The sequence below is a fragment of the Amycolatopsis sp. M39 genome, assembly GCF_001651785.1.
Lineage (GTDB): Bacteria > Actinomycetota > Actinomycetes > Mycobacteriales > Pseudonocardiaceae > Amycolatopsis > Amycolatopsis rubida.
In genome coordinates this window covers 23,389-43,925 of record NZ_LWSF01000020.1, presented here as the reverse complement: position 1 = coordinate 43,925, position 20,537 = coordinate 23,389, and the positions used below count along the sequence as shown (strand labels likewise).

General features: G+C 71.3%; 16 protein-coding genes and 1 pseudogene. 3 read left to right on the top strand and 14 right to left on the bottom strand.

Translation table 11 applies throughout. The features are described 5' to 3' along the window. Positions 1-148 precede the first annotated feature (148 nt). The 5 genes and pseudogenes from A4R44_RS32125 to cmk all read right to left on the bottom strand — a co-directional run bounded on the left by A4R44_RS32125 (position 149) and on the right by cmk (position 8,621). The gene (locus A4R44_RS32125) at positions 149-1,504 is read right to left on the bottom strand and encodes a M1 family metallopeptidase (RefSeq protein WP_093577048.1); all 1,356 of its coding nucleotides are present in this window, start codon (positions 1,502-1,504) and stop codon (positions 149-151) included. Positions 1,505-1,586: 82 nt separating this feature from the next. Continuing rightward, on the bottom strand, positions 1,587-5,474 hold the full coding sequence (locus A4R44_RS32120; RefSeq protein WP_067589007.1) for a Pls/PosA family non-ribosomal peptide synthetase: 3,888 nt from the start codon (positions 5,472-5,474) through the stop codon (positions 1,587-1,589). Between the two features lie 272 nt (positions 5,475-5,746). Further along, a pseudogene (der, locus tag A4R44_RS32115) lies at positions 5,747-7,226 on the bottom strand (ribosome biogenesis GTPase Der). Between the two features lie 16 nt (positions 7,227-7,242). Continuing rightward, positions 7,243-7,899, bottom strand: a complete 657-nt coding sequence (locus A4R44_RS32110) for a 1-acyl-sn-glycerol-3-phosphate acyltransferase (protein WP_067589005.1) — start codon at positions 7,897-7,899, stop codon at positions 7,243-7,245. Continuing rightward, positions 7,896-8,621 carry a (d)CMP kinase gene (gene cmk, locus A4R44_RS32105; protein ID WP_067589003.1) on the bottom strand — a complete coding sequence of 242 codons (726 nt, stop codon included), beginning with the start codon at positions 8,619-8,621 and terminating at the stop codon, positions 7,896-7,898. The genes A4R44_RS32110 and cmk overlap by 4 nt, the downstream gene beginning before the upstream one ends. A 245-nt stretch (positions 8,622-8,866) precedes the next feature. Here cmk and A4R44_RS32100 point away from each other — a divergent pair, with 245 nt between their 5' ends. Genes A4R44_RS32100 through A4R44_RS32090 form a run of 3 tightly spaced genes read left to right on the top strand, consistent with a single transcriptional unit; the run spans position 8,867 to position 10,899 of the window. Then, positions 8,867-9,190, top strand: coding sequence for a DUF4267 domain-containing protein (locus A4R44_RS32100; RefSeq protein WP_369805972.1), 324 nt, complete (start codon positions 8,867-8,869; stop codon positions 9,188-9,190). Positions 9,191-9,226: 36 nt separating this feature from the next. Further along, a complete protein-coding gene (locus A4R44_RS32095; protein WP_009079551.1) occupies positions 9,227-9,709 on the top strand; it encodes a cation:proton antiporter regulatory subunit in 483 nt (160 codons plus the stop codon). Next, complete coding sequence (locus tag A4R44_RS32090) at positions 9,709-10,899, top strand: cation:proton antiporter (protein ID WP_067589000.1); 1,191 nt, start codon at positions 9,709-9,711, stop codon at positions 10,897-10,899. The genes A4R44_RS32095 and A4R44_RS32090 overlap by 1 nt, the downstream gene beginning before the upstream one ends. Before the next feature lie 123 nt (positions 10,900-11,022). On the opposite strand, the gene A4R44_RS32085 is transcribed toward A4R44_RS32090, so the two are convergent. The 9 genes from A4R44_RS32085 to A4R44_RS32045 form a co-directional block, all read right to left on the bottom strand. Further along, positions 11,023-12,924, bottom strand: a complete 1,902-nt coding sequence (locus tag A4R44_RS32085; RefSeq protein ID WP_095213768.1) for a Xaa-Pro dipeptidyl-peptidase — start codon at positions 12,922-12,924, stop codon at positions 11,023-11,025. Positions 12,925-13,012: 88 nt separating this feature from the next. Further along, positions 13,013-13,765, bottom strand: a complete 753-nt coding sequence (locus A4R44_RS32080) for a pseudouridine synthase (protein ID WP_037815466.1) — start codon at positions 13,763-13,765, stop codon at positions 13,013-13,015. Further along, positions 13,755-14,645 carry an SMC-Scp complex subunit ScpB gene (gene scpB, locus A4R44_RS32075; RefSeq protein ID WP_067588998.1) on the bottom strand — a complete coding sequence of 297 codons (891 nt, stop codon included), beginning with the start codon at positions 14,643-14,645 and terminating at the stop codon, positions 13,755-13,757. Before scpB ends, A4R44_RS32080 begins: the two co-directional genes overlap by 11 nt. Further along, positions 14,642-15,628 (bottom strand): ScpA family protein, encoded by a 987-nt coding sequence (locus tag A4R44_RS32070; RefSeq protein ID WP_202505646.1) that lies wholly within the window; start codon positions 15,626-15,628, stop codon positions 14,642-14,644. The genes scpB and A4R44_RS32070 overlap by 4 nt, the downstream gene beginning before the upstream one ends. Continuing rightward, positions 15,628-16,041 (bottom strand): cobyrinic acid a,c-diamide synthase, encoded by a 414-nt coding sequence (locus A4R44_RS32065; protein WP_067588996.1) that lies wholly within the window; start codon positions 16,039-16,041, stop codon positions 15,628-15,630. The genes A4R44_RS32070 and A4R44_RS32065 overlap by 1 nt, the downstream gene beginning before the upstream one ends. Next, complete coding sequence (locus A4R44_RS32060; protein ID WP_232791877.1) at positions 16,038-17,078, bottom strand: ParA family protein; 1,041 nt, start codon at positions 17,076-17,078, stop codon at positions 16,038-16,040. Before A4R44_RS32060 ends, A4R44_RS32065 begins: the two co-directional genes overlap by 4 nt. Before the next feature lie 133 nt (positions 17,079-17,211). Further along, positions 17,212-18,144, bottom strand: a complete 933-nt coding sequence (gene xerD, locus A4R44_RS32055) for a site-specific tyrosine recombinase XerD (RefSeq protein WP_093577031.1) — start codon at positions 18,142-18,144, stop codon at positions 17,212-17,214. Between the two features lie 40 nt (positions 18,145-18,184). Further along, positions 18,185-18,817, bottom strand: a complete 633-nt coding sequence (locus A4R44_RS32050) for an NUDIX hydrolase (protein ID WP_067588994.1) — start codon at positions 18,815-18,817, stop codon at positions 18,185-18,187. After that, complete coding sequence (locus tag A4R44_RS32045; protein WP_067588992.1) at positions 18,814-20,514, bottom strand: CTP synthase; 1,701 nt, start codon at positions 20,512-20,514, stop codon at positions 18,814-18,816. The genes A4R44_RS32050 and A4R44_RS32045 overlap by 4 nt, the downstream gene beginning before the upstream one ends. Between the last annotated feature and the right edge of the window lie 23 nt (positions 20,515-20,537).

Here is a 20,537-nt window from a genome sequence, read left to right as displayed (position 1 = left end):
CGAGGCACCCAGCCCCTCCCCCGCACCCCGATCCGAAGCCTCCCTGCACACTCAAGCTTCGGGGTGCCCCACGCAACCCCCACGAGCGCTTCGGGGCGCCCCACGCAACCCCCACAAGCAATGTCGCCCCCCAGGCGACGAGCCGCCCTCACAACTCCGGCAACTCCACCCGCCCCAACCACCCCGCGAAAAACCCCCGCAACGACCGCCCCGCGTAAGACTCGGCCAGCGACACGAACTCCCCCGTAGTCACCGCCCCATGCCGGTTCTCCACCGCCCAAGCCTTCACCAGCGCGAAAAACGCCGGGTCCCCCATCTCCCCGCGCAACGCATGCAGCGTCAACCCCCCACGCTTGTACACCCGCTCGTCAAACATCCGCGCCACACCAGGATCACCGATAGCCACATCCGCGGGCTTGGCCCGCACCCGCGCATGCCACGCCCGAGCCAGCTCCTCCGTCGACGCACCGCCGGAGCGCTCCGACCACAACCACTCGGTGTAAGTGGCGAAGCCCTCATTGAGCCAAATGTGCTGCCAATCCGCGACAGTCAGGCTGTTCCCGAACCACTGATGCGCCAGCTCGTGCACCACGAGCCGCTCATGAGTCCGCTTGCCGTCCACGTGGTTGGCCCCGAAGATCGCCATCCCCTGCGCCTCGATCGGATCGTCGAGGTCGTCGTCGGTCACGACCACCACGTACTCGCCGAACGGATACGGCCCGAACCACTCCTCCAGCGCGTCCATCATCCGCCCCTGCCGCCCGAAGTCCCGCGCGAACGCCCGCCGCAGCCGAGGCGGCACCGCGGCCCGCTGCACGACGCCGCCCGGACGGTCGACCGAGATCTCCGGAACCCAAGCCCCGGAAGACAATTCGAGGTCCTCGTACCGGCCGATCTGGACGCTCATCAGATACGTCGAGGTCGGCTCCGGCCGTGCGAACACCCACTTCGTGGTGCTCGCCGACTGGTAGCGCGACACGAGATTCCCCGTCGCCGCAACGAGATACGGCGACGACGTGGCCACCGCGACCCGGTAGCTCGCCTTGTCCGCCGGATGATCGTTGCACGGGAACCACGACGGCGCGCCCACCGGCTGGCTCGCCACCAGCGCGCCGTCGGTCAGTTCGTCCCAGCCGATGTCTCCCCATCGGCTGCCGACCGGCCGCGGATTGCCCGCGTAGCGGACCTCCACCTGGAACTCGGCACCGGCCGGCACCGAGCGCGCCGGTTTGACCTGCAGCTTCAGCCCGCGCCGCACGTACTTCGCCGGTTTGCCCTCGACCAGCACGCGCGACACCCGGAACTCGCCGAAGTCGAGCGTCAGCCGGGAAAGCGCCTGGGTGGCCTCGCAGGTGAGCACCGCGGTGGCGGCCAGCCGGTTCGGCCCGATCCGGTAGTCGAGATCGAGGTCGTAGTGCCGGACCCGGTAGCCGCCGTTCCCGTGCGCGGGGAGGTACCCGTCGCCCGAGGTCTCCGCTCCGGGCGCGGCCGCTTTCCCGTTCACCCGCACCGAAACCCGCTTTCGCCCGCCGCCGTGATCTTTTCCAGGATGAGGCGCCGGGGCGGGGTCCGCAACGGTCGTGGCCTCACCGCCGCCAGGCCGAGATCGGATTGCCGAGCCAGCGGCTGTCGGCGGGCACCGCGTCGCCGCGCGTCACGAGCGAGCCGGGGCCCACCGTGGTGCGCGCGCCGATGCTCGCGCCCGGCAGCACGATCCCGTGCGGGCCGAGCGTCGCGCCCTCTTCCAGCCGCACCCGCGACATGGTCATGATCCGGTCGTGGAACAGGTGCGTCTGCACCACGCAGCCGCGGTTGATCGTCGCGCCGTCGCCCAGTTCGACCAGGTCCGACTCGGGCAGCCAGTAGGTGTCGAGCCACACGCCGCGGCCGATCTTGACGCCCATCGTGCGCAGCCACGCGGGCAGCAGCGGCGTGCCGCCGAGCGACCCGATCAGCCACGGTACCGCGAGCGCCTCGACGAACGTGTCGGCCAGCTCGTTGCGCCACACGAACGAACTCCACAGCGGATGGTCGATCTCGCGGAACTTCCCGACCAGCAGCCACTTCGCCGCGGTCGCGGTGAGCGCGGCGACGATTCCGGCCGCCAGCAGCACCGGCCCGGCCAGCAGCGCGGCGGCCCAGAAACCGCCCCACGCCGCCAGCGCCAGCAGGGAACCCGCGACGCCGACGGTCAGCGCGACCGCGCACATCACCGGCAGGATCCGGCACAGCTCGACCAGCGCCCGCGCCGCCTTGAGGTGCGGCGGCGGTGTGTACGTGCGGCTGGTGTCGCTCTCCTCCACCGCGCGGCGCACCGGCAGCGGCGGCATGCCCAGGTACGACGAGCCCTTCTTCGCCTTCGCCGGCGTCGAGGACAGCACCCCGACCAGCCCGCGCTTGGGCACCGAACGGCCCGGCGCGGTCATCCCCGAGTTGCCGAGGAAGGCCTGCTTGCCGATCCGCGCCGGGGCGGCGTGCAGCCAGCCGTGGCCCAGTTCGTAGGTGGCGACCATGGTGTCGTCGGCGAGGAACGCGCCACTGTCGACTTTGGTCATCTTCGGCAGCGCGAGCACCGTAGACGCCTCCACGTTGCGGCCGACCTTCGCGCCGAGCAGCCGCAGCCACACCGGCGTGAACAGGCTGGCGTACAACGGGAACAGGCCTTCGCGGGCCATCCCCATCAGCCGCTCGGTCGCCCAGACCTGCCACGCGACGCGGCCGTGCACCGGGTGGTAGCCCTCGACCATGCCGACGCCCAGCGCGCGGACCCCGGCCAGCACAAGCAGCGCGTAGGTCAGGAAGTAGGCGACGGTGGCGACCGGCACGAACAGCAGCGCCTTGCCCAGCGCAGCACCCAAATCAGAGGTGCCAGCGACCGCATAACCGATCACCACGACTCCGGGCAGCGCGGCGATCCCGGGCAGCAGCCCGAGCAACACCGAGGTCGCGCCGTACACCGAAGCCCAGAACCGCGACCGCGGCGGACGGCTCGACGGCCACTTCAGCGCGTCTTTCAGGTCCGAGCGCACCGCGGGCGAACCGGCCCAGCGCTGGCCCGCCGGGACCGCGCCGCGCACGGTCGAACCGGCGGCGATCTCCGCGCCCTTGCCGATCCGGGCACCGGGGAACAGTGTGCTGCGCGCGCCGACCCGGGCCTCGGCCCCGATCCGCATCTTGCCGATGCGCACGAGGTCGCCGTCGACCCAGTGGCCGGACAGATCGACCTCGGGCTCCACCGCCGCGCCGCGGCCCAGTTTGAGGAAACCGGTGACCGGCGGCGGCGAGTGCAGGTCGACGTCCTTGCCGATGCGCGCGCCGAGCGCCTTCGCGTACGTCGTCATCCACGACGCGCCCGCGACGCTGTCCGCGCCGCTGAACTCGGCCAGCTTCTCGGCGGTCCACAGTCGCAAGTGGACACTCCCGCCGCGCGGGTAGGCACCAGGGCGGACCCCGGACAGCAGCACGCGCGCGCCGCCCGCGGCGATGGCGATCCGCCCCGCCGGGGTGAACAGCACGAGCCACGCGAGCACCAGCCACGCCCAGTCCAGCGTCGGCGCCCAGGAAACGCCCAGCAGCGCCAGCACGTTCGAGCAGGCGGCGGCGAGCGTGGTCCAGCGCAGGCCGACGAGACCCATCAGCGGGATCATCAGCAGGGACTGCACGAGCCCGGCGCGGCGCGGCGTCGGCGCGATCTCGCGGCGCTCGGTCTCCTCGCCGCTCAGCGCGTCCAGCTTCGCGGCCAGCGCGCCCAGCTTCGGATTCTGGTAGATGTCGCTGACCGACACCTCGGCGTAGCGGGTGCGGATGCGCGCGATCAGCTGCGCCGCGGTGAGGCTGCCGCCGCCGTTGGTGAAGAAGTCGGCACCGGCATTGCTCACCGACACGCCGAGGATCTCGCTCCAGCTTTCGGCCAGCCACGCCTCGGTCGGCGACAGCCCGGCCGCGCTCGCGTCCACAGTGGACAGCGGCCACGGCAGCGCGGCGCGGTCGACCTTGCCGGACGTGCGGGTCGGCAGGTCCTCGATCGTCGCGAGCAGCGGCACCAGCGCGGCGGGCAGCTGCGCGCGCAGCCGGGTCGCGGCGTCGTCGGTGTCGAGCGTTTCGCCGTCCTCGGACACGATGTAGCCGACCAGGACCTGGTTGCCCGCCTTGGTGCGGCGGACCGCGGCGGCCGCGCCGCGCACGCCGGGCAGCGCCTGCAGCGCCGCGTCCACCTCGCCCAGCTCGATCCGGCGGCCGCCGAGCTTGATCTGCTCGTCGAGCCTGCCGAGGAACAGCAGGCCTTCCGGCTCCGCGCGGACCATGTCGCCGCTGCGGTAGGCGCGCTCCCAGCCCATCGACGGCAGCGGCGCGAACTTCTGCGCGTCCTTCTCCGCGTCGAGATACCGGGCGAGCCCCGCCCCGCCGATGACCAGCTCGCCGGTCTCGCCCATGGCGACCGGCTCGCCCGCTTCGTTCACCACGACCAGCTGCCAGCCGACCAGCGGCAGGCCGATCCGCACCGGACCCTCACCGGTCATCTGCGCGGCGCAGGCGACGACGGTCGCTTCGGTCGGGCCGTAGGTGTTCCACACCTCGCGGCCTTCGACGGCCACGCGCTCGGCCAGCTCCGGCGGGCAGGCTTCGCCGCCGAAGATGAGCAGGCGCACGTCCTCCAGCGCATCCGCCGGCCACAGCGCGGCCAGCGTCGGCACCGTCGAGACGACAGTGATGCCCTGCGCGACCAGCCACGGGCCGAGGTCGACACCGGTGCGCACCAGCGCGCGCGGCGCGGGCACCAGGCAGGCGCCGTGCCGCCAGGCGAGCCACATTTCTTCGCAGGAGGCGTCGAACGCGACGCTCAGCCCGGCCAGCACCCGGTCGCCGGGGCCGATCGGCTCGTCGGTCAGGAAAAGCTGTGCTTCGGCGTCCACGAAAGCCGCCGCCGAGGCGTGCGTGACCGCGACGCCCTTCGGCTTGCCGGTGGAGCCGGAGGTGAAGATGATCCACGCGTCGTCGGCCGGGCCGGGCCGTCCGGTGACGCCGCTCGGGGTCCCGGCGACGGTGATCTCGCCGTCGGTGGCGATCGCCGCGACGCCTGCCTCGCCGAACACCAGCTCAGCGCGCTCGTCGGGATCGTCCGCGTCGACCGGCACGTAGGCCGCGCCGACCGACAGCGTCGCCAGGATCGCGACGTACAGCTCGGCGGAGCCGGAGGAGATCCGGATGCCGACGCGGTCGCCGAGGCCGACGCCGTGCTCGCGCAGCTTGCGAGCGTAGGCGTCGATCTCTTCCGTCAGCCTGCGGTAGCTCAGCGGGCCGGTGCCGTCGTCGAGCGCGGCGGCGTTCGGGTGCCGCTCCGCGGTCGCGGTGAAGACGTCCAGAAGGGTGCGCTCGGCGGCGCGGGCGGCGGTCTCGAACAGAGCGGGCGAGAGCGCGGCCTCGACGGCGAGGGTCAGGGCTTCGGTGCTGCCGGAATCGGCGGTCAGCGTCACCGGGCCACCTCGGCGGCCGGGCGCGCTCCGGTATTCCGGAACGAGGTGGGCACGGTCGAACTCTGGGCGCGCAAGCCCATCACTCACCTTTCGCGAGCGTCATTCGGGCTTGCCGTCCGAATGAGGCGCCCGTAGCGACCGTCCACCTTACGCGGCAATCAAGCCCAGGTCGCGTCCGGGTAACGGCCGCGTGTCGGACGTCACGACACGCAGGCCGGGCAAGGGAATCCCGGGAAATCGAGTTCTCCGGGAATTCCTTGCCGGGAAAGGAATCAGCGGTTGCGGGCCGCTTTTCCGCCCGCCTTGGGCTTCTGCTTCTTTTCGCGGACGCGCACATTCACCCGGACGGGACTGCCCGCGAAGCCGAACTGCTCGCGGAATTTCCGCTCGATGAACCGGCGGTAGCCTGCCTCCAGGAACCCGGTGGTGAACAGCACCAGCGTCGGCGGGCGGATGCCCGCCTGCGTCGCGAACAGCACCTTCGGCTGCTTGCCGCCGCGCACCGGCGGCGGCGTGGCCGCGACGAGGTCGGACAGCCAGCCGTTGAGCTGGCCGGTCGACACGCGCTGGTCCCACGACGACAGCGCCGTGCGCAGGGCGGGCGCGAGCTTGCGCACCGCGCGCCCGGTGAGCGCGGAGACGTTGACCTTCTCCGCCCACGGCACCCGCACGAGGCCGCGGTCCAGCTCGCGCACCATCGCGTACCGGCGGTCCTCGTCGACGAGGTCCCACTTGTTGAACACGAGCACGCACGCCCGGCCCGCCTCGACCACCATCGTCAGCACCCGCAGGTCCTGTTCGGTCAGCGGTTCCGAGGCGTCCAGCAGCACGAGCGCGACCTCGGCCGCGTCGATCGCGGTCTTGGTGCGCAGCGAGGCGTAGTACTCCGCGCCGTCGGCGAAGTTCACGCGCTTGCGCAAGCCCGCGGTGTCCACGAACCGCCAGATCTCGCCGTCCAGCTCGACCAGCGAGTCGACCGGGTCGACCGTGGTGCCCGCGACCGAGTCGACCACCGAGCGCTGCTCGCCGGAAAGCCGGNAGCAGGCTGGACTTGCCGACGTTCGGCTTGCCGACCAGCGCGACGCGGCGCGGCCCGGCGGTCGCCGTGCCCGCTTCGCGCGGGGCCTCGGGCAGCGCGGCCATGATCGAGTCGAGCAGGTCGCCCGAGCTGCGCCCGTGCAGCGCGCTGACCGGATGCGGTTCGCCGAGACCCAGCGACCACAGCGACGCGGTGTCGGCCAGCAGCCGGTCGTCGTCCACCTTGTTCGCGGCCAGCAGGACCGGCTTCTTCGAACGGCGCAGCACGCGCGCGACGGCCTCGTCGGTGGTGGTGGCCCCCACCGTCGCGTCGACGACCAGCAGCACCGCGTCCGCGGTCCGCATGGCCATCTCCGCCTGCGCCGCGACCGAGGCCTGCAAGCCGGTGGCGTCGGGCTCCCAGCCGCCGGTGTCGACGAGCGTGAACCGGCGCCCGGCCCAGAAGGCGTCGTAGGCGACGCGGTCGCGCGTCACGCCCGGCACGTCCTGCACGACCGCTTCCCGGCGGCCGAGGATGCGGTTGACCAGCGTGGACTTGCCCACGTTCGGCCGCCCGACCACGGCGAGCACCGGCTGCGCGGCGGCCGCCCGGCCGTCCGCTTCCTCGGCCTCGATCTGTGCGTCGAGCGCGGCGAACTCGGACTCGTCGGACCAGCTTCCGTCGACCTCGCCCAGCCCGTCCACCGCACTGTCGGCGGCGTCAAACCCTGTCATCGTTTCCCAACTTCACCTACGGCGTGGCGAACCCGTGTTCGCCACGCCAGTCGTCCAAAGCCTGCACGAGCGCCGCGAGCTGCGTGCGCAGCTCTTCGGTGCCCTGGTCCAAGCCCTTGCGGCCCGGACCGACCTTCAGCGCGAACGGCTCCCCGAAGAGGAGGTCCACGCGCGGGCGCCAGCGGCGCTTGCCGTCGGCGGGTTTGCGCGTCCCGCGGATCGCGATCGGCAGCACGGTGGCTCCCGAAGCGCGCACCAGCCACGCCGCACCGCGCTCCGCGGCCCCGACGTCGCCCCCGCCGCGCGTGCCTTCCGGGAAGACCCCGATCGCCCCGCCCGCCTTGAGCACTCCGACCGCCGTGGTCAGCGGCGTCCGGTCGATCTCGCCCCGGCGGACCGGGATCTGGCCGATCGCCCGCAGGAACCGGCCGCCGATCCCGGTGAACAGCTCGGCTTTGGCCAAGAACGCGCTGCGGCGCGGAAGCAAACCGATCACCAGCTGCGGATCGACGTTCGAACTGTGGTTCGCGATCACCACGAGCGGCCCGCCGGCGGGCACCCGGTCGCGGCCGTGCACCCGGATCCGGAACGCCGGACGCAGATAATACCGGCCGGAGATCCGGCCGACGTCGTGCAGGAGGCCGTTCGCCCCTTCGGGCAGGGCGCCGCTCACCGGCTGACCCCGGCCTCGGCGGCGGCGGGTTCGGCCGGGCAGTCGCCGAGCAGCCCCCGCCCGCGGGCGAGTTCGGCCAGCGCGACGATCACCTGGTCGATCGTCAGCTCGGAGGTGTCCACCTGGACCGCGTCCCCGGCCGCGCGCAGCGGCGAGGCGGCGCGCGTGGAGTCGATCCGGTCGCGGCGCTCCACCGATTCGCGGGCGGACTCGACGCTCGAAGCGCGGCCCGCCGCGGAGTCCTGGGTGTTCCGCCGCGCGGCGCGGACCTCGGCCGAGGCGGTGAGGTAGATCTTGAGCGGCGATTCCGGCGCGACGGTGGTGCCGATGTCGCGGCCCTCCACGACGATCCCGCCCTCGCCCTCGACCGCGTCGGCGATGATCCGGCGCTGACGGGCGACGAGCACCTCGCGCACCTGCGGCACGGCTGACACCGGCGACACCGCGCGGGTCACCTCGGGGCCGCGGATCTCGGCCGCGACGTCCTCGCCGGCCAGCCGGACGTCCGGCCGTTCCGGGTCAGTGCCGAGCGAGAAGCCGACGTCGTGGGCGAGCGCGCCGACGGCGTGTTCGTCGTCGAGATCGATCCCGGCCCGCAGCACGGCGAGCGTGACGACGCGGTACATCGCTCCGGTGTCGAGGTAGCGGGCGCTCAGCCGTCCGGCGAGCTTGCGCGCCACCGTGGTCTTGCCGGTTCCCGACGGGCCGTCCAGCGCGACCACCCCACGTAGGGCTCCCGTCACCGATGCTCTCCTCACGTTCGTCCCGCACACCCCGTCCGGTTCATTCTGCCCGTAGCCGATCCCGGCACCTCAGGCGGTGCCCGCGGCGGAGTTTCAGGCGTCGCTAGACAATCTAGCGGCGCTAAGCTAGCGTTGCGTTTGTTCCTAGCACTGCTAACTCACCGGGGTTCCCATGCTGATCACCGCTTACGTCCTCGCCGCCATCCCCGTCCTCGGCNCTCGGCATCATCTACGTCGGGTTCGCCTATCTGTTCGCCCCGGCGAAGACCGCCGCGACGTTCGGCCTGCGGGAAATCCCGGCCGGATCGACGGCGTTCTTCGAGATCAAGGGGAACCGCGACCTCGGCACCGGGCTGATCCTCGGCGTCGCGATGCTCGCGGGCAGCGCGCACCTGGCCGGCTGGCTGCTGCTGGCCGCGACCGTCATGCCGGTCTGCGACATGCTGATCATCCTGCGGCACAAGGGCAAGAAGAGCGCGGCCTACGGAGTGCACGGCGCGACCGCCGCGTTCATGGCCGCCACCTCGGTGCTGTTCCTGCTGGGCTGAACTCGGCGAATCGGACAATGAGTTACCGTGGCTGATGTGAACGTCGAAGTCACCCCTCTTCCCGGAATCGGTGTCCGCAAGGACTTCGCCACCCGCGCGGGCCGCCGCATCGGCGTCGTGACCCAGCGGGACGGCAAGATCGAGCTGATCGTCTCCAAGTCCGACGATCCGGACGCCTGCCTCGCGTCGCTGCCGCTGACCGCGGACGAGGCGGGCGCCCTCTCGAACCTGCTCGGCGCGCCGCAGCTGGTGGCGCAGCTGAACGAGGAGCACCGCGAGCTGCCGGGCATCAACACGAAGCAGCTGCCGATCACGGCGGACAGCCCGTTCGACGGCCGTTCGCTCGGCGACACCGCGATGCGCACGCGCACCAGCGTCTCGATCGTCGCGGTGATGCGTGCCGGGCAGGTGCACCCCTCGCCGACACCGGACTTCCTCTTCACCGCGGGCGACCTGCTCGTCGTGGTCGGGACTTCCGAGGGCCTGGAAGCCGCCGCCAAGATCCTCAAGCACGGCTGATGGATCACACCGCACTTTCGCTGGTCGAACTCGGCGCGGTCTTCTTCGTGCTCGGCGCGCTGGGCAGGCTCGCCGGCCGGATCGGCCTCTCCCCCATCCCCCTGTACCTGCTCGGCGGCCTGTGCTTCGGCTCGGGCGGGCTGATCCCGCTCGCCGACATCGGCGATTTCTCCCACCTCGCCAGCGAGATCGGCGTGGTGCTGCTGCTCCTGCTGCTCGGCCTGGAGTACTCCGCGGCCGAACTGTTCAACGGGATGCGGCGGTCCTGGACCGCAGGCCTGGTGGACATCGTGCTCAACGCCGCCCCCGGCGCGGCGGTCGCGCTGCTCCTGGGCTGGGGCCCGATCGGCGCGATCGTCATGGCGGGCGTCACGTACATCTCGTCGTCCGGAATCATCGCGAAGGTCCTCGGCGATTTGGGGCGGCTTGGTAACCGCGAGACGCCGGTGGTGCTGTCGATCCTCGTGTTCGAGGACCTCGTGATGGCGCTGTACCTGCCGATCCTGACCGCGATTCTCGGCGGGGTGAGCCTGCTCGGCGGGCTGGAAGCGGTCGGGATTTCACTGCTGGTGATCACCGTGGTGCTGGTGATCGCGCTCAAGTTCGGGCGGTATGTGTCGGCGCTGGTGGACAGCGACGACCGGGAAGTCTTCCTGCTCAAGATCCTCGGTGCGGCGCTGCTGGTGGCCGGGATCGCTTCGGCGTTGCAGGTTTCGGCGGCGGTCGGGGCGTTCCTGCTGGGCATCGCGGTGTCCGGATCGACCGCGCACAACGCGACCCGGCTGCTGGAGCCGTTGCGGGATTTGTTCGCCGCGATGTTCTTCGTGGTGTTCGGGCTGAACACCAATCCGTCGTCGATCCCGCCGGTGCTCGGCTGGGCCGCCGTGCTCGCTGTCGTGACCACTGTGACGAAGGTGGCTACTGGATGGTGGGCTGCTCGACGGCAGAAGATCGGCCGGTTGGGCCGGGCCCGTGCCGGGGCGGCTTTGGTCGCACGAGGCGAGTTTTCGATCGTCATCGCCGGGCTGGCGGTCACCGCCGGCGCGGTGGACGGCGAACTGGCCGCGCTGGCGACGGCTTACGTACTGCTGATGGCGATCCTCGGGCCGACCGCCGCGCGAGTGGTCGAGCCGATCGCGAAAGCCATGCAGCGCAAGGCCGCCGCGAAGGAAACCGTCACCGCCAGCTGACGTTCGTGAGGGGGACCCTGAGGGAATCTGATTCCCTCAGGGTCCCCCTCACCTACCACCAGAAGTNCGTGAGGGGGACCCTGAGGGAATCTGATTCCCTCAGGGTCCCCCTCACGGCTTTCGTCAACGCAGGTCGAAGCGCGCGGCCGCGGGGACGTGCGCCAGGGGGCCCGCGGGGGCGGATTCCGTCCGCGGACGCGCCGGAACCGCACCGGCCAGCGGGACCTGGGCCGAGGTCTTGGCCAGGTCGATGGTCAGCTTCGGCGGATTCGCCGGCGCGGTGATGAAATTGGCGTCCGTCCCGCCGATCACCAGCGCCAGTCGGTGCCCAGCGGGGACGACGTGGTCGGTGCTCGCGAGACGGAACGTCATCGTGTACGCCTTGCCCGGCGTGAGCCGCGCTTCCCGGCTCAGCGACTGGTAGTTCGCCAGATCCGCCCAGCCGCGGCTGATGATCGTGTAGTCCACGTTCTTCGTGTCCGCGCTGGTCACCTTGTAGCAGGCGCTGTCGCCGTCAGTGCTCGAACCCCAGCACGTGCGGTCCGTGCCGGTCACGATTCCCTCGCCAGGGCCGGAGAAATTGCGGATCGTCGCCGGGCCGTAGTCCACCAGCATCGCCGACAGATGCGCGGTCGAGGTGCTCGGCGTGGCCGTCACGGTGATCGACGAGGTGCCCGAGACCTGCACCGGCGAGGTGAGCGCGGCGGTGCTGTAGAGCACGCGGTTCGCCGACGTGGCCGACGGATTCGCCGCCCACTCGTTCTCCCCCGCGTTCGGGTTGTCGGTGAACGACGCGGTGCCCCGGCTGCCCGCAGTGCCGAGCGTGCCGACGCCTGCCGTACGGCCTGGCTGCGGACGCAGGATCGTGGCCTTCGTGCCCGGTGCCGGGTAGGTCGCTTCGTTCGCCCACTGGTCCGGCTGGCGCTCGACGGTCGCCTGCGGTTCCTTCTCGATGCCGTTGTCGACGCCCATCAGGTAGTGGTCGAACCACCGGTGCAGGGTGTCGACCCACTCGGTGCGGCGGTAGTCGAACGGGTCGACGTGGCCGGTCTGCGCAAGCCAGATCTTGCGCTGCACGCCCTTCGCGGCGAGCGCGTCCCACCATTGGCCGTAGTTGATCGGCATGACATTCAGATCGTTCACGCCGTGCGAGATGAACACGCTGGCGCGCACGTTCTTCGCGTTCGCCACGTAGTCGCGCTCCGCCCACAGCGGCCCGTAATCGCCGTTCCCGGTCGCGCCCTCGGCGAGTTTCCGGTTCTGCGCCGAACAATCCTGGCCGCCGTTGCGCTGCTCGACGGTCTGCGCGAGCCCGTCCGGGTTGAAGCCGAACGAGACGCCGTCCGAGCGGTAGTAGTCGTACCAGGAGCTGATCGCGGAGATCGGCACGATGGTCTTGAGCCCCTCGACGCCGGTCGAGGCGACGCCGTTGGCGATGGTGCCGTCGTAGGACTTGCCGATCATCCCGACGCCGCCGTCGCTCCAGCCCGCCGACATCTTCGTGCCGCCGGTTTTCGCGGTATAGCCGGTCGCGCGGCCGTTCAGCCAGTCCACGACCTTCTTGGCCGACTGGACGTCCGAGTTGCCGCCGACGTCGACGCAGCCGGTCGACCGGTTGGTGCCCGCCAGGTCCACGAGCACCGTCGCGTAGCCGCGCGGGACGAAGTAGTTGTCGTAGAACAGCGGGAAGCCGACCGGGCGGCCCTGCGCGTCGTACGTCTTGAACTGGGTTTCGTTGCCGCGCCCCACCGAGGAGTAGTACGGGCTGGCGTCCATGATCACCGGGATCTTCTTGCCCGCCTCGGCCGGTTCCTTCGGCCGCACGATGTCGGCGGCGACCCGGTCCGGCACGCCGTCCCCGTCGCCGTCCCGGCCGAGGTCGACCCACACCGTCTCGCGGATCGCCCCGGCGTAGTCGTACACCGGTTCGGTGCCGGTTCTCGCCGGGGCGGCCGTCGCGGCCGCCGGCGCCACCACTCCCGCGGCCAGCACCGCGGCGGCGCACAGCCCTGTCAGCACACGCATTCCCGTCGCCCTCCAGAGTCGTCGTCGGGTACCGACAACTCAACCCGGGCGGCGGGGTCCGGCAGCAGGGCCGAAAGTGGGGAACCGGTCAGAGTCCCACGGTGCGGTACAGCGTGCCGACCTCGCCGCGGTTCAGCCTGCGGATCGTGCCCTGGCGCTGATTGCCCAGCTGCACGTCGCCGACCGCGGTGCGCACCAGCTTGCGGACCGGATGCCCGGTGGCCGCCATCAGCCTGCGCACGATGTGCTTGCGGCCCTCGTGGATCACCAGCTCGATCATGCTCCGGCCGGAATGCATGTCCTTGACCCGGAACTGGTCGACCTTCACGATCCCGTCCGGCAGCTCCCAGCCCGCGCGCAGCTCCTTGCCCAGCCCGCGCGGCACCAGGCCCTCGACTTCGGCGAAGTAGGTCTTGAGCACCCGGTACGACGGGTGCATCAGCCGGTGCCCGAGGTCGCCGTCGTTGGTCAGCAGCAGCAGGCCCTCGGTGTTCTCGTCGAGCCGCCCGACGTGCACGACGCCCGGGGTCTCCTCCCACCGGCCGCGCAGGTAGTCGCCGACGCACGGGCGGCCCCGGTCGTCCGACATCGTGGAGTGCACGCCCTTGGGCTTGTTGAACGCGAGGTACACGAGGTCGTCGCGGAGGTTGACCCGCGTGCCGTCGACGTGGATCACCGCCTCGTCCGGGTGCACGCGGCGACCGAGTTCGGTGACGACCTCGCCGTCCACCTCGACCCGGCCGGCCGCGATCAGGTCTTCGGCCGCCCGGCGCGACGCCACGCCCGCCTGCGACAGGACCTTCTGCAGGCGGATGCCGTCGGGGTGTTGCTCAGATGTCATCGATGGTGTCCACTTCGGGTAGCAGCGGAGCGATCGGGGGCAGGTCGTTCAGCGACGACAGCCCCAGTCGCTCCAGGAACAGCTCGGTCGTCACGTACAGCGTGCCCGTGGTCTCCGGGTCGGTGCCCATCTCCTCGATGAGCCCCCGCGCCAGCAGGGTCCGGATCACGCCGTCCACGTTCACCCCGCGCACCGCCGCGACCCGGGCCCGGGTGACCGGCTGCCGGTACGCGATCACGGCGAGGCTCTCCAGCGCGGCCCTGGTCAGCTTCGACCGCTGGCCGTCCAGCAGGAGCTTCTCCACGAACGGGGCGTAGGTGTCCCTAGTGTAGAACCGCCACCCTTCGCCGACGCGCCGCAGGTCGATCCCGCTGGCCCGCTCGGCGAACTTCTGCGCCATGGTGCGCAGCGCGACGGTCACCCTGGCGACCGGCTGGTCCAGCGTTTCGGCGAGAGAATCCTCCGCGATCGGCGAATCCACGACGAGCAGCAAGGCTTCGAGGGCGGCTTCGAGCGCCTCGTCGTCCTCGACGCTGGGCAGGCCGCTGTCCACGGCGACCAGGCCTTCGTCGTCGGGAGGCTCCGCGGCTTCCGGATCGGCTTCGGGGGTTCCGTCAGCTTCGGGCTCGGCTTCTGTTTCGGGCTCGGCTTCTGCTTGCGGCTCGGTTTCGGCTGGCTCCGGGGCCTCGGCTTCCGCCGCAGGAGCTGACGCGACAGGCTCGGCTTCTGCTTGCGGCTCGGTTTCGGCTGGCTCCGGGGCCTCGGCTTCCGCCGCAGGAGCTGACGCGACAGGCTCCGCCTCGTTTTCCGGCTGCGGCGCGGTTTCCGGCTCAGTCTCCTCGGCCTGCTCGACCGGTGCGCCGTCGTCTTCGGTGCTCACCCGTATTCCTCCTCCTCGGCCGCCGCGCGGTCGTGCTCGGCGGCGGCGGACGCCTCGGCCACGCTGCCGCCGGTCCAGCGGACGTGCAGTTCCGCCAGTGCCTCCAGCTGGTCGAACTGCACCGACGATTCGCGGTACAGCTCCAGCAGCGCCAGGAACCGGGCCACGACCTCCACCGTGTGCTCGCAGTCCGAGGTCAGTTCCTTGAACGTCGCCTGCCCGGCCTCGGCGAGCTTCAGCCGCAGCAGCGCGGCGTGCTCGCGCACGGACACGCGGCCCATGTGGATGTGCGCGATCGACACCTGCGGCGGCGGTTTCGGCCGGAACACCGCGACCGCGATCTCCGCGAACCGTTCCGGCGTGACGCCCAGCATCACCTCCGGCAGCAGCCCGAGATACCGCTCCTCCAGCGCCACCGACCGCGGGTACCGCCGCAGCGCGCCTTCCTCCAGCTCGCCGAACAGCGCGGCCACCTGCTTGTACGCGCGGTACTGCAGCATCCGCGCGAACAGCACGTCGCGGGCTTCCAGCAACGCGAGGTCGTCCTCGTTCTCGACCTCGGCCGCGGGCAGCAGCCGGGCGGCCTTGAGGTCGAGCAGGGTCGCGGCGATCACCAGGAACTCGGTGGTCTCGTCGAGGTTCCAGTCCGGGCCGAGCGCGCGGGTGTAGGCGATGAAGTCGTCGGTGACCGTGTGCAGGGCGACCTCGGTGACGTCCAGCTGGTGCTGCGAGATCAGCTGCAGCAGCAGGTCGAACGGGCCCTCGAAGTTCTGCAGCCGCACCTTGAACTTCGAGGAGCCCTCGTCGGCGGCGTATCCCTCGGGGATGGTGCCGCCGTGCACCGTCTCGTGCTCGGCCGGAGCGTCGCCGGGAGTCTCCGGGACGTCCGCGGCCGCGGCACCGTCGGTGTTCTCAGCGCTAGCAGTGTTCTCCGAGACTGCCGCTTCCGGCTCCGGCAGCTCGGCCGATGCCGGTTCGTCCATCAGCCCTCGGTTCCGCCGTCCTCGCTGTTCGCCCGCAATCGCTGCACCAGCACGGAGTCCTCGCCGCGCTGGTCGAAGTCGGCGAGCAGCACGGCGACCGCCTCGCGAACCAGCCTGCCGCGGTCGACCACCAGGTCGTGCTTGGCGCGCAGGTTCAGCCGGGCCTGCTCCATCGCGAGCAGTTCCTCGCCGGAGACGTACACGGTGATCTTCGCGTCGTGTTTGGTGCGCCCGGACCCGCTGCGCGCCGCGTTGCGGGACAGCTGGTCGGCCTCGGCGGGCGCGCTCGGCTTGCGCGGAGCCACCGGTTCCGCGGGAGCGGGCACGGCGGGTCGTTCGAGCGCGGGGGCGGCCGGACTGGAGGTGAGGCGGAAAAGCTCCGACGCTCCGGGCAGGGAAGCGCGCCTGCTCACCGCGCGATCACCTCACGGGCCAGCGCGCGGTAAGCCGCGGCGCCGGCGGACTTGGGGGCCCAGGTCGTGATGGGCTCGCCCGCGACCGTCGTCTCGGGGAACCGCACGGTGCGGTTGATCACCGTGTCGAACACGGTGTCGCCGAATGCCTCGACCACGCGAGCCATGACCTCCTTCGAGTGCAGGGTTCTCGGGTCGTACATCGTGGCGAGAATCCCCGTGATGTCCAGTTTGGGGTTGAGGCGTTCCTGCACCTTCTCGATCGTGTCGATCAGGAGCGCGACGCCTCGCAGACTGAAGAACTCGCACTCCAGGGGGATGATCACACCGTCCGCGGCGGTCAATGCGTTCACCGTCAACAGGCCGAGCGAGGGCTGGCAGTCGACAAGAACATAGTCGTAGTCGTTCAGCACCGGACGAAGGACCCGTAACAACGTGTGCTCGCGCCCTACCTCCGCGACGAGCTGGACCTCCGCCGCGGACAGGTCGATGTTGCTCGGCAGCAGGTCAACGCCGTCGACGCGGGTTTTGCGGAGCACGTCCTCGATCTGCACCGAGCGCTCCATGATGACGTTGTAGACCGTCTGGTCCAGTTCGTGCGGCTGGATGCCGAGCCCGACCGACAGCGCGCCCTGCGGGTCGAAGTCGACCAGCAGCACCCGGCGGCCGCATTCGGCGAGCGCGGCGCCGAGGTTGATCGTGGACGTGGTCTTGCCGACCCCGCCCTTCTGGTTGCACATGGCGAGCACCTTCGCCGGGCCGTGCCGCTCCAGCGGCGGCGGCTCGGGGATCTCGCGCAGCGGGCGCCCGGTCGGCCCGATCCCGCTCTCCGCGCGCTCCTTCGCCCGCATCCGGGCGCGTTCGGCGCGGGTCAGCGGCCGTTCCGGCTCGTCGCCCTCGTGGTCCGCCGGCGTGGCGATCCGCGCGTGCTCCAGGTTCGCCGCGGCCGAACCGGAGGACCCGGCGGACCCGGACAGCCCGGCTGGCCCGGCGGACGCTGCCGGGTCCTCCGGCTGGTTCGGGGTCGGTGTCGACATGGCGCGAAAGCTCCTTGTTCGGCGGGGTCTCCGGGGAGCCTATGCGGATTTCCGGAGCACCGGCAAAGCGCCGCGCCGGGCCGCACGGGCCGAGTCACCGCAGCGTGGGAAGGCTCTAGGGCGGGTCGAGCGTTCAGCCGAGCGCGCGCGGATGCGCGGTGGCGTAGACCTCTCGCAGCGTCGTGACCGTGACGAGCGTGTACACCTGGGTCGTGGTCACCGAGGCGTGGCCGAGCAGTTCCTGCACCACGCGGACGTCCGCGCCGCCCTCCAGCAGGTGGGTCGCGAACGAGTGGCGCAGGGTGTGCGGCGACACCGCGGCGGTGATCCCGGCTCGCTCGGCGGTGTCCTTGAGCACCTGCCACGCGCTCTGCCGGGAGAGCCGGCTGCCGCGGGCGTTGAGGAAGATCGCCGAGGCGCCCCGGCCGTTCGCGGCGAGCGCGGGGCGGGCCCGGACCAGGTACGCGTCGAGTGCTTCCAGCGCGGGACGGCCGATCGGCACCAGCCGCTGCTTGCCGCCCTTGCCGTCGAGCAGGACGGTGCGCTCGGTGTCGTCCACATCGTCCACATCGAGCCCGACGGCCTCGGAAATCCGGGCTCCGGTCGAATAGAGCAGTTCCAGCAGCGCACGGTCGCGCAGGGCGCGTTCGCCGTCCGGCGGCGGAGTGTCGAGCAGCTTGAGGACGTCCCCGACCGGCAACGCCTTGGGCAGCCGCTTCGCCGCGGCGGGCGGGCGGACGTCGCGGGCCGGGTCGTGTTCGGTGAGCCCGTCCGCGTGCGCGAACTTGTGCAGCCCGCGCACCGCGACCAGCGCCCGCGCGGCCGACGACGCTGCCAGCGGCTGGTGTTCTTCGTCGCCCTCGCGCAGCGCGGCTCCGAACGACGTGACGTGCGCGGGCGTGACCTCGGTCAGCCGCACGATCCCCGCCGCTTCCAGATGGGCGGCGTAGCGGCGGAGGTCGCGCGAGTAGCTGTCGAGGGTGTTGCGGGCAGTGCCGCGTTCGACGACGAGGTGGTCGAGGTACGTGGCGATCGCGCCCCGCACCTCGACCCTCGCGTCATTCACGCCGCCACTCTAGGACGGCGCACCGGCAGAATCCGGAAATTCAGCCCTCGGCCAGTCGGCGAGCGAACCGCGAAGGCCGGTCCCGCCACGGCGCGTCGGCCGGGCGCGTCGCCGCCGCGCCGGTCAGCACCGCGTGCGCCGAGAGCACTCCCGACACGGTCGCCCCGTTGACCAGCTCGCCGGAAAGGGCCATCCGGACCGCCTCGGCGAGCGGGAACTTCCGCACCACCAGGTCGGCCTCCTCCTCGCCGAGCACCTCGCGGTCCACTTCGGACAGATCGCGCGCGAGGAAGACCCGCACCACCTCGTCGGTGAACCCGGGCGAGGCCGCGACGTCGACCAGGGTTTCCCAGCGGGCCGCGGCCAGCCCGGATTCCTCGGCCAGCTCGCGCTTCGCCGCCTCGACCGGCTCCTCCCCCGGGTGGTCGATCAGCCCGGCGGGCAGCTCCCACAGCCTGCGCCCGAGCGGATGCCGGTACTGGTGCACGAGGGTGACGTTGTCCTCGCTGTCCAGCGCCGCGATCACCACCGCGCCGAGATGTTCGACCACCTCGCGTTGGGCGGTTTTCCCGCCGGGCATCACGACGTCGTCGACCCGGAGGCCGACGACGCGTCCCACGTGGACGACCGTGCTGCCGGCGACGGAGAACTCGTGCGTGCCGGGCGCGCTCACCGAGCCGCCACGGGCGTTTCGGGCAGTTCGACCGGGAGCCGCTCGGCGACCTTGCGGTCCACGACGGCCTTCACGAACGCGCTGAACAGCGGGTGCGGCCGGGTCGGGCGGCTCTTCAGCTCGGGGTGCGCCTGGGTGCCCACGAAGAACGGGTGCACGTCCGCGGGCAGTTCGACGAACTCGACCAGCCGGTCGTCCGGCGAGGTGCCGGAAAAGACCAGGCCCGCGTCGCCGATCTGCTTGCGGTAGGCGTTGTTCACCTCGTAGCGGTGCCGGTGCCGCTCGGACACTTCGGTGCCGCCGTACGCCTTGGCCACCTGCGAACCGGCCTTGAGCTTCGCCGGGTACGCGCCGAGCCGCATCGTGCCGCCCATGTCCCGCTCCCCCGCGACGACGTCGCGCTGGTCGGCCATGGTCGAGATCACCGGGTGCTGGGTGTTCTCGTCGAACTCGGCCGAGTTCGCGTCCTCGATGCCCGCCAGGTTCCGGGCGCTCTCGATGACCATGCACTGCAGGCCGAGGCACAGCCCCAGCAGCGGCACGCCGTGCGTGCGCGCGTAGTGGATCGCGCCGACCTTGCCCTCGATGCCGCGGATGCCGAACCCGCCCGGGATCAGCACACCGTCCACATCGGACAGCACGGACGCCGCGCCGGATCCGGTCTGCGCGTCGTCCGAGGCGACCCAGACGATCTCGACCTTGGCGCGGTGCGCGAACCCGCCCGCGCGCAGCGCCTCGGTGACCGAGAGGTACGCGTCCGGCAGGTCGATGTACTTGCCCACCACGGCGACCCGGACGATCTCGCTCGGGTTGTGCACGCGGTCGAGCAGGTCGCCCCACACCGTCCAGTCGACGTCCCGGAACGGCAGGCCCAGCCGGCGCACCACGTACGCGTCGAGCGCCTCGCCGTGCAGCACCTTCGGGATGTCGTAGATCGAGCGCGCGTCCGGGCAGGCGATGACCGCCTCGGTGTCGACGTCGCACATCAGGCCGATCTTGCGCTTGAGGTCGTCCGGGATCTCCCGGTCCGCGCGGCACACCAGCGCGTCCGGCTGGATGCCGATGTTGCGCAGCGCGGCGACCGAGTGCTGGGTCGGCTTGGTCTTGAGCTCGCCGGAGGGGGCGAGGTAGGGCACCAGCGACACGTGCAGGAAGAAGCAGTTCTCCCGGCCGACGTCGTGGCGCACCTGGCGGCACGCCTCGAGGAACGGCAGCGACTCGATGTCGCCGACCGTGCCGCCGACCTCGGTGATCACCACGTCCGGCGCGACGCCGTTCTCGTCCGGCCCGGCCGCGGCGGTGATCCGCGCCTTGATCTCGTCGGTGATGTGCGGAATCACCTGGACGGTGTCGCCGAGGTACTCGCCGCGGCGTTCCTTGGCGATCACCTCCGAGTACACCTGCCCGGTGGTGACGTTCGCCTTGCCGTCGAGAGAGCGGTCGAGGAAGCGCTCGTAGTGCCCGATGTCGAGATCGGTCTCGGCGCCGTCGTCGGTGACGAACACCTCGCCGTGCTGGAACGGGTTCATCGTCCCGGGGTCGACATTGAGGTACGGGTCGAGCTTCTGCATCGTGACGCGAAGTCCGCGCGCGGTGAGCAGCTGTCCGAGGCTGGACGCCGTCAGACCCTTACCCAGAGAGGAGGCCACGCCTCCGGTGACAAAGACATACTTGGTAGCCCGCGACTGAAGTCCCACGGGCCGCCAGCATATCCCACTCC